At 58.6% G+C, this 15,603-nt stretch carries 16 protein-coding genes; 8 read left to right on the forward strand and 8 right to left on the reverse strand.

Annotated features, from left to right (window positions below; translation table 11 throughout):
• Position 1: 1 nt before the first annotated feature.
• Positions 2-715, reverse strand: a complete 714-nt coding sequence (rph, locus tag ACHZCJ_RS00625; protein ID WP_321322980.1) for a ribonuclease PH — start codon at positions 713-715, stop codon at positions 2-4.
• Between the two features lie 49 nt (positions 716-764).
• Between rph and ACHZCJ_RS00630 the strand changes: the two genes are divergently transcribed.
• From ACHZCJ_RS00630 to grpE, 3 genes are all read left to right on the forward strand, one after another.
• Positions 765-1,361, forward strand: coding sequence for a hypothetical protein (locus tag ACHZCJ_RS00630; RefSeq protein WP_321322982.1), 597 nt, complete (start codon positions 765-767; stop codon positions 1,359-1,361).
• A gap of 86 nt (positions 1,362-1,447) precedes the next feature.
• Complete coding sequence (hrcA, locus tag ACHZCJ_RS00635; RefSeq protein WP_321322985.1) at positions 1,448-2,497, forward strand: heat-inducible transcriptional repressor HrcA; 1,050 nt, start codon at positions 1,448-1,450, stop codon at positions 2,495-2,497.
• Between the two features lie 23 nt (positions 2,498-2,520).
• Complete coding sequence (gene grpE, locus ACHZCJ_RS00640; protein WP_159643742.1) at positions 2,521-3,111, forward strand: nucleotide exchange factor GrpE; 591 nt, start codon at positions 2,521-2,523, stop codon at positions 3,109-3,111.
• A 143-nt stretch (positions 3,112-3,254) separates the two neighbouring features.
• On the opposite strand, the gene ACHZCJ_RS00645 is transcribed toward grpE, so the two are convergent.
• From ACHZCJ_RS00645 to ACHZCJ_RS00655, 3 genes are all read right to left on the reverse strand, one after another.
• Complete coding sequence (locus tag ACHZCJ_RS00645; protein ID WP_321322989.1) at positions 3,255-3,797, reverse strand: hypothetical protein; 543 nt, start codon at positions 3,795-3,797, stop codon at positions 3,255-3,257.
• 174 nt (positions 3,798-3,971) lie between these two features.
• On the reverse strand, positions 3,972-4,760 hold the full coding sequence (locus ACHZCJ_RS00650) for an SDR family oxidoreductase (RefSeq protein ID WP_321322992.1): 789 nt from the start codon (positions 4,758-4,760) through the stop codon (positions 3,972-3,974).
• 90 nt (positions 4,761-4,850) lie between these two features.
• Positions 4,851-5,978, reverse strand: coding sequence for a serine hydrolase domain-containing protein (locus ACHZCJ_RS00655; RefSeq protein ID WP_321322995.1), 1,128 nt, complete (start codon positions 5,976-5,978; stop codon positions 4,851-4,853).
• Positions 5,979-6,205: 227 nt separating this feature from the next.
• Between ACHZCJ_RS00655 and ACHZCJ_RS00660 the strand changes: the two genes are divergently transcribed.
• On the forward strand, positions 6,206-6,799 hold the full coding sequence (locus ACHZCJ_RS00660) for a PadR family transcriptional regulator (RefSeq protein ID WP_321322997.1): 594 nt from the start codon (positions 6,206-6,208) through the stop codon (positions 6,797-6,799).
• 174 nt (positions 6,800-6,973) lie between these two features.
• On the opposite strand, the gene ACHZCJ_RS00665 is transcribed toward ACHZCJ_RS00660, so the two are convergent.
• Both ACHZCJ_RS00665 and ACHZCJ_RS00670 read right to left on the reverse strand, forming a co-directional pair.
• On the reverse strand, positions 6,974-8,329 hold the full coding sequence (locus ACHZCJ_RS00665) for a GntP family permease (protein ID WP_321323000.1): 1,356 nt from the start codon (positions 8,327-8,329) through the stop codon (positions 6,974-6,976).
• 99 nt (positions 8,330-8,428) lie between these two features.
• Positions 8,429-9,589 carry an indoleamine 2,3-dioxygenase gene (locus tag ACHZCJ_RS00670; protein WP_321323002.1) on the reverse strand — a complete coding sequence of 387 codons (1,161 nt, stop codon included), beginning with the start codon at positions 9,587-9,589 and terminating at the stop codon, positions 8,429-8,431.
• A gap of 216 nt (positions 9,590-9,805) precedes the next feature.
• On the opposite strand from ACHZCJ_RS00670, the gene ACHZCJ_RS00675 reads away from it, so the two are divergent.
• The 3 genes from ACHZCJ_RS00675 to ACHZCJ_RS00685 all read left to right on the forward strand — a co-directional run bounded on the left by ACHZCJ_RS00675 (position 9,806) and on the right by ACHZCJ_RS00685 (position 12,378).
• On the forward strand, positions 9,806-10,096 hold the full coding sequence (locus ACHZCJ_RS00675) for a YMGG-like glycine zipper-containing protein (protein WP_321323003.1): 291 nt from the start codon (positions 9,806-9,808) through the stop codon (positions 10,094-10,096).
• 69 nt (positions 10,097-10,165) lie between these two features.
• Entirely contained in the window at positions 10,166-11,554 is a 1,389-nt protein-coding gene (locus tag ACHZCJ_RS00680) for an MATE family efflux transporter (RefSeq protein WP_321323005.1), read from the forward strand.
• A gap of 143 nt (positions 11,555-11,697) precedes the next feature.
• A complete protein-coding gene (locus ACHZCJ_RS00685; RefSeq protein ID WP_159643724.1) occupies positions 11,698-12,378 on the forward strand; it encodes an OmpW family protein in 681 nt (226 codons plus the stop codon).
• 69 nt (positions 12,379-12,447) lie between these two features.
• Here the strand turns inward: ACHZCJ_RS00685 and ACHZCJ_RS00690 are convergent, their stop codons facing one another.
• Complete coding sequence (locus ACHZCJ_RS00690; protein ID WP_321323008.1) at positions 12,448-12,903, reverse strand: vgr related protein; 456 nt, start codon at positions 12,901-12,903, stop codon at positions 12,448-12,450.
• A gap of 9 nt (positions 12,904-12,912) precedes the next feature.
• Positions 12,913-13,365, reverse strand: a complete 453-nt coding sequence (locus tag ACHZCJ_RS00695) for a copper chaperone PCu(A)C (protein WP_321323010.1) — start codon at positions 13,363-13,365, stop codon at positions 12,913-12,915.
• A gap of 193 nt (positions 13,366-13,558) precedes the next feature.
• Between ACHZCJ_RS00695 and dnaK the strand changes: the two genes are divergently transcribed.
• Positions 13,559-15,502: a molecular chaperone DnaK gene (gene dnaK, locus ACHZCJ_RS00700; RefSeq protein ID WP_321323012.1), complete on the forward strand. Its 1,944-nt coding sequence runs from the start codon at positions 13,559-13,561 to the stop codon at positions 15,500-15,502.
• The last annotated feature ends 101 nt before the right edge of the window (positions 15,503-15,603 follow it).

Consider the following 15,603-nt stretch of genomic DNA (forward strand, 5'->3'; position numbering starts at 1 on the left):
CCTAGCCGACCGCCTTGTCCTGCGCTTCGAAAATCCGGTCACAACCGATCTTCGCCAGCCGCATCAGCCGCATCAGGCCTTCGTCGTCAAAAGTCTGACCCTCGGCAGTCGCCTGCGCCTCGGCGATATTGCCGTCGCCGGTCAGCACGAAATTGGCGTCGGCGCCGGCGTTGCTGTCCTCGTCATAGTCAAGGTCGAGCACCGGCGTGCCGTCAAAAATGCCGCAGCTGATCGCGGCGATTTTCTGTTCGATCGGATCTTCGCTGATCAGCTTCATATCGAGCAGACCGTTAACCGCGAGGCGCAGCGCCACCCAGGCGCCGCTGATCGAAGCTGTGCGGGTACCGCCATCCGCCTGTATGACGTCGCAATCGACGGTGATCTGGCGTTCGCCCAGCTTCTTCATGTCGACGACTGCGCGGAGAGAGCGCCCGATCAGCCGCTGGATTTCCTGCGTCCGGCCGCTCTGCTTGCCGCGCGCCGCTTCGCGCGAATTTCGGGTATTGGTCGCCCGCGGCAGCATCGAATATTCGCCGGTGACCCAGCCTTCGCCCTTGCCGCGCAGCCATGGCGGAATGCGCTCTTCGATACTGGCGGTGCAGATCACCTTGGTATCGCCAAAGCTGATCAGGCAGCTTCCTTCGGCATGTTTGGTAAATTCGGTTTCGATGGAAATGGCGCGCATTTCGTCCGGCGCACGGCCCGATGGTCGCATGATTGATTCTCCTGTGGCTTTGAAGGGGGGTGGTAGCTAGATTGTTTGAATGAGCCAACTGAATTTCTTGCGGATCAAAATATGCGCGAAAATTGCCTTGTCAGCATGCGTTTTGATAGCATTCTCATCATGTGCGAAATCGGTATATAATCCACATATGGGCAAAGCAGAGCAAATTTTTGTGGCTGCAGGATCACCATGGGCTGGGGTAAGCGAGCAAGAATGGTCTAAAAACCCTTATAAGGGCAGTCTTTTTGAAGGCAACGAGGGTGCCGACCACCGCCCAGCTATGGGACAGCGCGCTCAAATCGAACTGAGCTCAGCCGAGTTCACTGCTATCGAGAAAAGTTTACGTCTTCTGGAAATCAGAGCCTTTCCGGCAAGTGCATTAGTGCAGCAGCTTTCAGGCGATTGGACTATGGGTTTCGACTGCAAATATGCGACCACGGACAACGCGAATTTGAATGTGATATGGGAGTATCCTAATGGTGAAAAACGCTATGCGATCTATTATCTGGGTTGCCAAAACTCTCTTTCAGAAAAACTCAGGGTTTCATATTTTGGGTTAGTCAAAAAATTAAGACAGAATATTGAGTCGAATCAGTGGGTTGAATCTGAAGAAAGATTTGAAGAATCGGTGGAATAGCCGACCATTCCATAAGACAAATATGCTGCACAGCAGCTCTCAATTGCGCGCTGGAAACCTCCCGACAATTCACCTATCTATAACCCATGACCACCACCCCGATCACCGAAATGACCACGCGGGCGCAGGATATTTTCCGCGTCGTGGTGGAATCCTATCTCGACACCGGCGCGCCGGTCGGGTCGCGGACCATATCGAAGGCGCCGGGGCTGGAGCTTTCCCCCGCCTCGATCCGCAATGTCATGCAGGATCTTGAGGAGCTGGGCCTACTCGCCGCGCCGCACACCAGCGCCGGGCGGATGCCGACCGAACTCGGCCTGCGGCTGTTTGTCGACGGCATGATGCAGGCGGCTGCCCCCTCGCAGCAGGAGCGCGACGCGATCGAGCGGCAGATCACCGAACAGGGGCCGGTTGAGGACGCCCTGCGCGCCACGACCTCGATCTTGTCCGGCCTGTCCTCCTGCGCCGGTCTGGTGCTGGTGCCAAAGCGCGAGCCGTTGCTCAAACAATTCAGTTTCGTCAAACTGTCCGAGGGGCAGGGGCTGGCGATCCTCGTGTCACAGGACGGCGCGGTCGAAAACCGTGTGCTTGACCTGCCGCCCGGCGTTTCGGAATCGGCGCTGGTCGAGGCGGGCAATTATCTCACCGCCCGCTACGGCGGGCAATCCCTGTCGCAGGCGCTGGTCCAGCTCGACCGGGAAATCAGTGCCGGCGAGCTGGCGATCGACAAGGCGTCGGAAGAGCTGGTCAAGGCCGGCATGGTGACCTGGAGCCGCGATCCCTCTGACCGGCCGGTGCTGATCGTGCGTGGACAGGCCAACCTGTTGCAAGACAATAGCGCGCTCGAGGATCTCGACCGGGTGCGGCGGCTGCTCGACGAGCTGGAGGGCAAGCAGGAAATCGCGCGTCTGCTCGACAATGCCCGCGACGCCGAAGCCGCGAAAATATTTATCGGCGCGGAGAATAAATTATTCTCCCTTTCCGGTTCATCTGTGATAGCGGCGCCCTACAAGGACAGCGACGGACAGGTGGTCGGCGTGGTTGGCGTAATCGGCCCGACAAGGTTGAATTACGCGCGCGTCGTACCCATGGTAGACTTTACCGCGCAGAGCCTGTCGCGTTTGTTGACCAAATGATAGAAATTAGAGTGATTTAGAACATGAGCGATACCAAGCAGAATCCCGGACAAAATGATGCCGATGCCGCCGCCGAACTGGAAGGCGTGCCGGAGTCGATGAAAGAGGGCGGGGAAGCGGAAGCCTCCCAGCCGGAAAATGCCGACAACCGTATCGAAGCTCTGGAGAATGAACTGGCCGAAGCCCAGCAGGCGGTGCTCTACGCCCAGGCGGAAACCCAGAATGTCCGACGCCGTCTGGAAAAGGACGCGCAGGACGCCCGCGCCTATGCCGCGACGGGCTTTGCCCGCGACATGCTCTCGGTCATGGACAATATGAACCGCGCCCTCGAAGCCATTCCCGCCGAAGTCAAGGACGAGGAAAAGTGGAAGGGCCTGATCAACGGCATCGAGGCCACTGGCCGCGAGCTGCAGTCCGTGTTCGAGAAAAACGGCATCAAGCGGGTCGCCTCGGTCGGCCTGCCGCTTGATCCCAACCAGCATCAGGCGATGGTCGAAATTCCGACCGACGATGAAGAACCCGGCACGATCGTGCAGGAAATGCAGGCCGGTTACATGATCAAGGACCGGCTGCTGCGGCCGGCATTTGTGGGCGTGGCGAAGAAGCCGGAGTAGTCCGCCGGCTGCACGCGTCTCTTTAGCCTGGTTGCCTGACTTTCGCGCACGAGGGCCAAACCGCCAATATTTTCCTATCAGGAACCGTCATGCCAGCGGAGGCTGGCATCCGGCCCGCCTGTATGTCTCTTGCTACCTTGAGATTAGATCCCCGCCTTCGCTGGGGTGACGGAGGTCTTCGCCGGCTGAGATGTGCAAGATGGTTTGAGGCCGATGTCCAGCATCGTCAGTTCGTTCTCCGCTTTTGCGATACCGATCCGAACATTTCTCAAGTCATCCATCGATATAGCTGTTATTTTGCGGACTGGAGGCTGGCAGATTTGGGCAGCATTTTCGAATAAGATAATGATTTCATATCCCCGCGTTGCCCAACTCATCTCGGAGTGCGCAATTTCGGATCTAAACTGAGCGAACGGTCTGAATGCGGTCAAGCGCACCTTCATCTTTTTAGCGAGCTTCGATGGATTTTCGTCTTGATCGAGCAGTTTTTCCATCTGATCGATTTTTTGAGAAAGCATCATTGCCGGTTTTTGGAACAGTGAAATCTGATTGAACAGCCATCGCTCCACAGATGCGCATTCAGCGATAATCTTGCTATGCAGAATATGTGCCTCATCCATATTGAATGTGGTTGAAATGCTGCTGATTTCCCGATCCGCTTCGATGTCTATGGACATTTCATTCATCGTCCATCTCTAGCGCAAATCATTGAAAAAATTCTAAACAACAGCGATGAAATACACATCCGTCATGTCAGTGCCAGCCGGTAACCGGCCCGCCCGCGACAATGTCGTCCAGCCGCAGCCCACACCGGGAAATACATCGTCTCGACGCGCGCGAATTAACCGCGCGGACCGCAGCTAGAAAATCGAATTGCCCATGCCGCCATCGACCACCAGACTCTGTCCGGTCGCATAGCCCGCCATCTCGCTGCAGAACATTGCGACAAACATGCCCATATCTTCCGCGTCGCCAAAGCGCCCGACCGGGATTCGGACCTGTTTGACAAATTTCGCGACCTCCTCGTCATAGCTGGTGCCATTGGCTTCGGCCTGGCTGTCGAACATATCCCTGATCCCGTCCGTGTGATGCATGCCGGGCAGGATATTGTTGATCGTCACCCCATGTTTCGCAACCTGCTTCGCCACCGCAACCGTGTAGTTGACCAGAGCGGCGCGTGGTGGTCCGGACAATACGCGCATCGCGGCCGGATATTTGGCCGCGCCGGTGGCGATATTGACAATCCGGCCCCATTTGCGCTCGACCATGCCGTCGATCACCGATTTGATAAACTCCACCGGGCTGAGCAGGGTCAGCGACAGCGCTTCTTCCCATTCCGCGCGGCCAACCGTGCGGAAATCGCCGGAGAAAGGGGGAGGGGAGCAGGTGGCGACCAAGATATCCGGGCTGGGACAGATGGAGAGGATAGTCTCGCGGCCTTCATCGCTGCTGTGATCGGCGACAATCGGCGTGATATTGGCACCGGTTTCGCGGGCGAGCTCTTCGCAGGTCTGAAGCAGTCGCTCTTCGCCGCGGGCGGTGACGAATAATTCGGTCTTTTCTCTGGCCAGTGCCAGAACCGCCCCGCGACCCAATCCGGCGCTCCCGCCATTGACCAGCGCAATTTTGCCCGCAATTCCCAGATCCATATCGGCCTCTATCCTGAAAGGTTGAACGGCTGTTCTAGCGGGATCGTCGCGCCGTGCCGACTAGCCATTATGGGAAACGCCAGCCTCTGGCTAAGCCATCGACATATACATGGCCGCCGCCAGCCCGAAGCCTCTCGGATCGCCAAGCAGGCCGGATTCCATCTTGTTCATGACATAGGAGAAGCACAGGCCTGCGTCCTGGTCGATGATCACCGACGATCCGCCATAGCCGCCCCAGAAAGCGGTGTTGGCATTGGGGCTGATCGGCGTGGCCGGGTTGTTCAGCCCATAGCCCATGCCGAAGGTCAGCGGCAGGCCAAGCACCAGATCCACGCCTTCGGTCTGTTTGTCGAAGATCCGCTTGGTTCCGGCTTCCGACAGGATGGTCTTGCCGAAGGCCTGGCCGCCGTTGGCCATCGCCGTCTGGGCGCGGACGATGCTGCGGGCATTGCCCTGGCCATTGGCCGCGGGAATTTCCGCCGCGCGCCAGGCGCGCTTTCTCGGCTCGGTGGCGTCGACGCCGGGATTGGCGAAGGTGCGGCCGGCGATCGAATCGGGGCTGGGGGCAGGGCCGCTCTTCGGCGGAACGAGATTGGTGATGCGCGCGTCGAGCGATTCATCCGCGCCGATATGGAAATCCGCGCCGGTTGGCTCGGCGATTTCCTGACGGAAGAAATTGCCGATCGTCTGGCCGGTGACCCGGCGGACGATTTCGCCGATCAGATGGCCCTGGGTGAGGGCGTGATAGCCCGATTGCGTGCCCGGTTGCCACCATGGTTCCTGATTCGCCAATGAGGATGTCATCCAGTCCCAATCATAAAGCGCGTCGCCCTCGACCTTGTCGTCCATGCCGGACAGGCCGGCACTATGGGAGAGAAAATGCCGGACTTCGACGTCTTCCTTGCCATTCTGGGCAAAGTCCGGCCAATATGTGCCGGCTTTTGCATATAAATCGACCTCGCCGCGATCGGCGAGCAGCAGCAGCGACATGGCCGCCATCGTCTTGGTGCTCGACCAGACATTGACCAGCGTGTCTTCCCGCCATTCTTCGGTGCGCGCCTCGTCAAGATGGCCACCCCAGAGATCGACGACAAATTCGCCGTTCAGCGTGATCGCCACCGAGGCGCCGAGATCGTCATGTTCGCTGAAATTCTTTTCAAAGGCCGCTTTGACCGGCGCAAAGCGCGGGTCGCAGGTGCCGTATATCGGGGCTGTCATTCTTCTCTCCATCCAGACTTTAACTGTTTGATTAACAGCTTGGGAGTGCGAGTCCAGTATCTTTGGGCCGGACAGGGTAGGCCGCGGGACGAAAGATTCCGCGAGATTTTCCGGCATATTCTCAAACAGTTGGAAATTTTTCGTCGTAACGCGCTTGTAAAGAGCTTATTAAGATATATCTTTAAAATATCTTAGAAAGGATGAAAGACCAGAATATGAGACATGGAATGAAATTTGGACCCGGCGGTGGCCGCGGTCGGGGCCGGGGACATGGTCGCGGGCCCGGCGGACCGGCCGGCGAGAAATTCGCACGGGCCTTTGCGCAGGCTGCCTTTGAAGGGGCCAGGGGCAAAAGACGCGCCCGGATGTTCCGGCGCGGCGAACTGAAGCTGCTGGCGCTGCATCTGATCGCCGAGGAACCGCGGCACGGTTATGATCTGATCCGTCAGATCGAGGATCTGACCGGCGGCCATTATGCGCCCAGCCCGGGGATCGTCTATCCGACGCTGACCCTGATGGCGGAAATGGACCTGATTGACGAAAAGGTCGATGGCGACGGCAAGAAGATCTACTCGATCACCGAAGCGGGTTCCGCCCGTCTGGACGAGGAAGCGGCCCATATCGAGGAAATTCTGGCTCGGCTGGAAGGCGTATCGAAAATGGGCGAGGCCAGCGATGGCGCGTCCGTGCGCCGCGCGATGCACAATCTGAAAAGCGCGATCCGCATCCGGCTGGCCGAAGAGGAAAAGGGATCGGACAAGATCCTGGACGTCACCGCGATCATCGACGAGGCCGCGAGCAAAATCGAGCGGTTGAAATAGAAATTCTCTCCGGACAATAGGCGTAATAAATTATATAAAACAAATAATAATGAGGGATAGTTAAGGTAAAATATTAACTATCCTTCTCGTTTGCCCGCAAGGCGCGACATGCTTCCAATTCTTCCAGTCGTCGACGGATTTTGGACTACGCGGCGGTAAAGGGCCGGCTGAGCGCTAGAAGATCCCGAACAGGATGACCGCCATGATCGTCCCGATTACCGGTATCACCACGGTCAGCGCGCCCACCGCGCCATAGGCATCCTTATGGGTTTCCCCGCAAACCGCGCGGATCGTGGTTACGACATAGCCATTATGCGGCAGGCTATCGAGCGCGCCGGAGGAAATGGCGACGACGCGGTGCAGCTCGTCGGGCTGCGCGCCGACATCGATATAATGGGGCGCGATCAGGGGCAGGGCGATCGACTGCCCGCCCGATGCCGAACCGGTGAGTCCGGCGATCACGGTAACGGCAATGGCCGCGCCAATCAGCGGGCTGCCCGGAATATTCTGCACCAGAATGAGCGCTTCCTGAAAGGCTGGTGATAGCTTGGCAACGGAGCCAAATCCTACCACGGCACAAGTATTGGTGATCGCCACCACCGCGCTGGTCGCGCCGCGCGAAAAGGCTTCCGGCATCGATCCGAGCTTCTGGTAGCCAACGGTCAGCGCGACCACCGCGCCGGATCCCAAAGCCGCCACCAGCGCCCATTTGTCCAGCGATTGTTGCGGCAGGATCGCCGAGAGCGGCCCCATATCCTGCGGATATTGGAAGATCAGAAAGATCGCCAGCACCGCGACCAGCGGCAGGATGCAGAGCAGGGGCGCAGGCAGATCGCTATAGTCGCTGTTCTGGTCATCCGTTTCGCGGCCGACAAAATGCTCGCCCTTGGCGACGGCGCGCTTGACCATATGGTTGAGCCAATATTGCCCGGTAACCGCCATGAACAGCGCGATCACCAGGCTGACCTGCCAGCCGGCATAAGCAGTGGTGCCGAGATATTCCATCGGGATCAGATTCTGGATTTCCGGGCTGCCAGCGCTGGTCATGGTAAAGGTCACCGATCCAAAGGCCAGCGCCGCCGGGATGAAGCGCCGCGGCAGATCCGCCTCGCGAAACAGATGCACCGCCAGCGAATAGACGCTGAACGAGACGATGAACACGCTGACCCCGCCATAGGTAAGGATCGCGCAGGCCGCGACCACGGCAAGCACCGCATGTTTGATCCCGATCTTCTCGATCACCCAGTGGGCGACGCTGGCGGCCGCGCCGCTGGCCCCCATGATCTCGCCGAATATCGCGCCGAGCAGGAACATGAAGAACCAGCTTTTAAAGAAGCCGACGAAGCCGTCCATATAGGCCGTCGCGAAATCAGGAGCGCCTGCAGCGGCCAGCGGTGGCAGCCAGGCAATGCCGCTGGTGAGCGCGACAAGTGCGGCGGCAACCGGCCCGGCGATCAGGATATTCACTCCCCGCACCGTCATCCAGATGAGCAGCGCCAGTCCGCCGATTAGACCGATTGTCGATAGCATGAACATCCCCCCGAAACTTGAGCGCTGCCTAATGGCAGAGGCCAGGCCCGGCGCGCAACTGCTAAAACCACCATCTCTAATGGACGGGCGCCGCCCTTATCAGATCAATTGCGCCCGGTTCTCGTCGCGGTGTTTCTTCAGATATTTCATAAACGGTGTGCCACCGGTGCCGACCTCGGGATCATTGCCTTTGCCGTTTGACGCCTGCTTGTTGATATAGCTTGCGGCATATTCGAGATGCCGCGTGCGGAAGCGCGCAACCTGCTCGACGCTGGCGTTGAAAGCCTTTCTGAGCGCCGTATCATCCCTGGCAATGGCAAATTCCCGCAACCGGCTCTGTGCGCGCAGATCCTCGATAAACCGCCGGTGCGGGACCGGCCGATAGGCGTGCAGTTCGTCGAGAAAACTGCGCAGCGGGTCATTGCCGTGTTGCACCTGGAACAAGGCGTCCATGCTCGGGACGATCGAGCTTTGCGATCCGGTCTGGCCGCGAAACGACTGGCCCTTGCCCTGATATTTATCGACGCCTTCGTAGATCAGGCCGTCGGGCAGCGCGGGATTATTGGCCCAGCCGTGGATATAGGGCCGCACCCGCTGATAATAGATATAGGGATCGCAGCGGTCCGGCATCCGGTCGAAGATCGCGTTTACCGCGTCCCAGTGGCAGTCCATCTCCTCGAGCAATGCTGTCGTTCTGGCAGTGTCTTTCGCACGGGCGGCTTCGACCAGATCGCAGGCAAGGCCGAGAAGCGGGCCGGCCGCTGCCTCGATTGCTACATGGATCAGGACGAACCAGTTCTCATCCGCTCCGCCGAAGAAATTCTGCACCATATAGACATTGTCGAGTGTGATCGGACCGTTGCGGTCCAGCCGCGCCCAATTGTCGAGCACATAGCCGCTATAGGGCAGCAACGGCGCCTGATCGAGCCGGTCGGCCAGCGCCACCATCGGCCGGGCGAGATTGGCGGGCAGGGCGGTCGGCGGCTCGCACTCGCCCCACACGTAGGCCTGCACGAGGAAAGAATAACGGACCATCGCCACCCGGACCTGTTCTTCGGGTGCATTTGCGGCCCAGTCGGAAAGATCGAGCGCTGGCAATTGCTTCAGCCAGTGTCGCACCCGGCCGGTGGTCATCAGGCCCGAGAGATTTTCCGCCGCCGTCACGATCGGGGCAAATATATCGGGAAGGTCGATATCGACAATTTCGAAATGCGAGAGAAATCCGCGGGAAGCGGACATATCATAATCGGACAATTTCATAAGGTCACCATTGGCGCAAGCGCGGGTTGGGCCGCTTGCTCAACGGGCATATGGTATCAAATGAAATCAATAGGGGCAAATGTATTCAAGCGGTCCGGTCTGGAGCAGTCGGTCGCATCCTTAAAGCGTTCTGCCTTGCAAAATTCGCCTGTTCAGGAACCATAGCGGGTTCCGGGTGTTGAATGGCTAACCGAACAAATCGCGAGGAGAATGAAGATGATCATCTGGGCTAGACAATTGGCGATCGCCACGACGGCGGCATTCAGCCTGACGGCCTGCGCGCAGAATTATGCGGCAGAAGGCGCCGGAGCGGGCGCGGCGGCAGGCGCTGCCATTGGCGCGCTTACCGGCGGGGATGTGCTGGAAGGTGCCGCTATCGGTGCAGCCGCGGGCGCAGCGGGTGGCTATTTTATCGACAAGAACGACGGCTGCGACGGCTATGACCGCAACGGACGGCTCGATGACGACTGTTACGGAACCCGCGGCTATCCCCGCGATCCGCGATAATATCGCGACTATATAGACCGAGGCGCGGTTTCACTGGCTTGATACCGCGCCTTGGTCTAACGCGCGCCTATGAGCGGCGTGTCTCCCGATCTGCGAGAGCAATATCCTTGGCGGCATGAACTGCGCGCCACACTGGCGCTTGCCTGGCCACTGATTCTTTCCAATCTGACAATGGCTCTGATCGGGGCGACCGACGTGCTGATGCTCGGCTGGCTGGGGGCACCCCAACTTGCCGGAGCCACGCTCGGTTACAATCTGGCGATGACAGCGGCGATATTCTGCATGGGGTTGATCACGGCCTCTGCACCGATGATGGCGACGCAAATCGGCCGGATGCAGCACAGCGTCCGCGATGTCCGGCGCACGTTCCGTCAGGCCATGTGGATGGCGGTGGCGGTTCTCGTGCCTTTCTGGATCCTGCTCTGGAACACCGAGTCCATATTGCTGCTGTTCGGCCAACAGCCCGATCTGGCGGTCATAGCCGGCACCTATATCAGCGCCTATATGTGGTCGATCCTGCCCTTTCTTTTCTTCCTCATATTGCGCAATTTTATTTCGGCGCTGGAACAGCCGGTCTGGGCGCTGGTCATCAGCGTCATCGGCGTGCTGTCCAATGCATTGTTCAACTATGCGCTGATTTTCGGCAAATTCGGTGTGCCGGCCTTCGGTGTTATTGGTGCGGGCATCGGCAGTGTTATCACCAATCTCCTGATGTTCGGCGGCATGGTGCTGGTGGTATTGTTGCACAAACGCTTCCGCCGCTACCATCTGTTCGGCCGGTTCTGGCGCAGCGACTGGCCACGCTTCCGGGCGATGTGGAAACTGGGGCTGCCGATCGCCATCACTATGGGGCTGGAAGGCTCGGTCTTTGGCGTCGCGGCCCTGCTGATGGGACTGATCAGCGCAGAATCGGTGGCGGCCCACGCCATTGCGCTGCAACTCGCCTCGCTGACCTTCATGGTACCGATGGGGTTGGCACAAGCCGCAACGGTCCGCGTCGGCATTCAATATGGCCGGAACAATCGTGAAGGGATCAAGCGTGCCGGCTGGGTCAGCTTCACCCTCGGCACGGCCTTCATGGCAGCGATGGCGCTGGTCTTCGTTCTGGCTCCCGATCTGCTGATCTCTATGTTCATTGACGCGAGCGCGCCAGGCAACGCCGAAGTCGCCGCGCTCGCGGTCAGCTTCCTTGCTATTGCCGCGATTTTCCAGATCGTCGACGGCGCGCAAGTCGTCGGCGCGGGTATGTTGCGCGGCCTGCATGATACCACTGTACCGATGCTGTTCGCGCTGATGGGGTATTGGTTCATCGGCATGGGCCTGGGTGCCGGCCTGGCCTTCTGGCAGGGCTGGGAGGGCGTTGGCATCTGGACCGGACTGGCTGGCGGGCTGGGCGTGGTTTCGGTGCTGATGCTGGCACGCTGGATGATGCGCGAAAGACTGGGTCTTCTGCCATAGGCGAGGGTGCCTGAACGGCTCCGAACTTGGCCAAGTCGCAATGGCTGTCCTGTCTCTTCTGCATATCAGGACTATTGCGTATGTCCCTCATTTTTCCGTCCCTTTAATGGCCTCGGTCAGAAACCATACAGGGATTGAAAGACATGAAAAACAGACTGAATCTGGTCGCAACAGCCGCAGCTCTGGCCGTAGGCATCAGTGGACCGGCAGTGGCCGGTTCGACCGACGGAAAAATCCAGGTCAAGGCTATGGCCACGCTGGTTGCGCCCGATGGCAAGATCACCTCGGTTGAACTGGACAATATCGGATTGCCCGCCGGCACCCAGACCGAGGCTGATGACAATTTCGTTCCGACGATCGCTGCCGAATATTTCTTCACTCCCAATTTCTCGCTCGAAACCATCTGCTGCGTCACCCAGCATGATGTGACCGGCACCGGGCCGCTGGACGGCGCGGGGCTGGTTTCGAACGCCAATATAATCCCGGCAACCCTGACCGCGAAATATCATTTCGGCGACGGTAGCGGGTTCAAGCCCTATGTCGGTGCCGGCCCGACCTATTTCATCTTCATCGACGAAAAGGCGGGAAGCACGGCCCAGGCGCTGGGCGCGACACGGCAGAAGATGAACGACAAGGTCGGTTTTGCTCTGCAGGCCGGATTTGACCTGCCGCTGAACGACAAGGGGCTGGGGCTGAGCGTCGATGCGAAACGCTATTTCGTCAATACGACGGCCCGTTGGTATGCTGGCGATACGGAAGTGTTGCGGACCCGCCACCGGATTGATCCCTGGGTGGTCAGCGCCGGGTTCGCCTACCGTTTCTGAAGCGGGGGCAGGCTGATTGCCACAGAATGGCCGGGAAGGGTGCTTTCCGGCCATTTTTATGTTTTCGAATCATCCGAAAAAGGGCAATAGCTCCTGAAAATCGGCGGTATGATAGCCATTTTTCAGTATCGCTCCATTTTTCAGCAGAAAATGGTGGCTGACGATTTCCGCTTGCTGTTCGATGCCATAGTCGGCGAAAGGCTTGCCCGGCTCCAGCGCATATTCATAGCGGCAGAAGGGATGGCGCGCGAGCGGCAGGAATATACCCTGCTGGTGCTGCCAGACATGCACCATCTCGTGGATGAACAGGGCCTGGATATTTCGCGACGATCCGCAGAAATCATCGCAGAACAGGTTGCTTTCCGGATGAAACCAGAGATTCCCGTCCGGTGCCATGGTGACGCTGCGAGGCTGGAACAACCACCATTTGCGATTGAATATCCGCACCCTGTCATAGTCGATGACCTGCCCGAACACGGACCGGCACAGCTGGACTTCGGATGGGGTCAGCGGACGGCCTGCCACCCGGACGTTCTATTCGTCGGCAACCGGCGCGGGTTCGCCGACTTTCCGGACCACGGCATCAATCTCGATCCGTTCGTCATTCGAATAGATCAGGGTCATGGTCAGCAATCCGCGTTTCTTCGAACCTTCGCCAACGCCCCAGATCATCAGATGCTTCCCGCCGGGTTCCAGCTTGACCGTTTCGCCGGCCGGGACCGGAATAGACTTGAGCTTGGCCATGCTCATCATGCCGTCTTCCTCGGTCGTTTCGTGCATCTCCATGCGCAATACATCGTCGGAAGTTACGCCGACCAGTTCGACATCGACACGGCCGCCGTGCAAATCCATGTAGCCGGAGGAGGGATTGCCTTCCACGGGGGACAGGTTAACCACGGCATTGTCTGCGTGAAGAAAGTCTCCCTGGCCGCATGAAGCGAGCAGCAAGGAGGCGGATGCGGTGAGCATGATAGAGAGCTTGTTCATAGTGACACCTCGTTAAACCACTGTATTTCTGTCCCGATAGGGGTGTTTTGCGTTGATTTTTTAAATGTAGAATGTCTCACGTCTTGTGCCAAGGAAAATGCCACCTATATCGCTTCACGAAGCCGTACGCGGTGCCACTTGAACAGGGCCGGGCGGCAATTTTGCTAATGTTAGAAAATTGATTGAGGGATTTATGGGTAAAGTTATCGGAATTGATCTGGGCACCACCAACAGCTGTGTTGCCGTTATGGACGGCGGCAAGCCGAAGGTTATCGAAAATTCGGAAGGCGCGCGGACCACACCGTCCGTCGTTGCATTCACCAAGGATGGCGAGCGCCTGATTGGCCAGCCGGCAAAGCGTCAGGCTGTCACCAATCCGGAAAGCACGATCTTTGCGGTAAAGCGCCTGATCGGTCGCCGGTTCGATGATCCGATGACGAAGAAAGACATGGAGCTGGTCCCTTATGAAATCGTCAAGGGGTCCAACGGCGATGCGTGGGTGAAGGCTGGCGGTGACGATTACAGCCCGTCCCAGATTTCTGCCTATACGCTGCAGAAGATGAAAGAGACCGCCGAAGGCTATCTCGGTGAAACGGTGACCCAGGCGGTTATTACCGTTCCGGCCTATTTCAACGACGCCCAGCGTCAGGCGACCAAGGATGCCGGCAAGATCGCTGGCCTTGAAGTGCTGCGTATCATCAACGAGCCGACTGCGGCGGCGCTGGCTTACGGCCTCGACAAGAATGACGGCAAGACCATTGCGGTTTATGATTTGGGCGGCGGTACGTTCGATATTTCGATCCTCGAAATCGGCGACGGCGTGTTCGAAGTGAAATCGACCAACGGTGACACGTTCCTCGGCGGTGAAGATTTTGACGCCAAGCTGGTCGAGTTTCTCGCCGCTGACTTCAAGAAAGCCGAAAGCATCGACCTCACGAAGGACAAGCTCGCGCTGCAGCGCCTCAAGGAAGCGGCCGAAAAAGCGAAGATCGAGCTTTCCAGCGCGCAGACGACCGAAGTCAACCTGCCGTTCATCACCGCGGACCAGAACGGACCGAAGCATCTCGTCAAGTCGATCAGCCGCTCCGATCTCGAAAAGCTGGTTGGCGATCTGGTCAAACGCACGCTCGACCCTTGTAAGAAGGCTCTGAAAGATGCCGGCGTCGAAGCCGGCGAGATCGACGATGTCGTCATGGTCGGCGGGATGACCCGCATGCCGCTGGTGCGCGAAACCGTGCAGAAATTCTTCGGCAAGGAACCGCATGTCGGGGTGAACCCGGATGAGGTTGTCGCCATGGGCGCTGCCATTCAGGCCGGTGTTCTGCAGGGGGACGTCAAAGACGTCCTGCTGCTCGACGTGACGCCTCTGTCGCTGGGTATCGAAACCCTCGGTGGTGTCTTTACCCGCATGATCGACCGCAACACGACGATCCCGACGAAAAAATCGCAGGTCTATTCGACCGCTGATGACAATCAGCAGGCCGTGACGATCCGCGTGTTCCAGGGCGAGCGTGAAATGGCGGCGGACAACAAGATGCTCGGCCAGTTTGACCTGGTCGGCATTCCGCCAGCACCGCGCGGTGTGCCGCAGATCGACGTGACTTTCGACATCGATGCCAACGGCATCGTCAACGTGTCTGCGAAAGACAAGGGCACGGGCAAGGAACAGCAGATCAAGATCCAGGCTTCCGGTGGTCTGAGCGATAGCGATATCGACCAGATGGTTCAGGATGCCGAGAAATTTGCGGAAGAAGACAAGAAACGGCGGGCCGAGGCGGAAGCCAAGAATAATGCCGAAAGCCTGGTCCACACCACAGAAAAGCAGCTCGAAGAGCATGGCGACAAGATCGACGCTGATCTGAAGGGCCAGATCGAGGCGGCGCTGAAGGAAACCAAGGAAGCCATTGAATCTGGCGATCCCGACGCGATGACGGCCAAGTCCGAAGCGCTGGCGCAGGTTTCCATGCAAATGGGTCAGAAAATCTATGAAGCCGAGCAGGCTGCCGGCGGGGACGCCGGTGATGCTGCCGCCGCCGATGCGGCGGCCAAGGCCGACGATGATGTGGTCGATGCCGAATTCTCGGAAGTCGACGATTCTGACGACGGCAAGAAAGATGACGCCAAGGCGGCTGAGTAAAGACAGGAACGTCGTTCCCGTGCAAGATGGAACCGCCGGATCCAGGTCCGGCGGTTTCGGCTTGCCGGGGGGCGACAGTCCTTCCGCTTTGGGGGAAGCAT

The organism is uncultured Parasphingorhabdus sp. (genome assembly GCF_963677535.2).
Classification (GTDB): Bacteria; Pseudomonadota; Alphaproteobacteria; order Sphingomonadales; family Sphingomonadaceae; genus Parasphingorhabdus.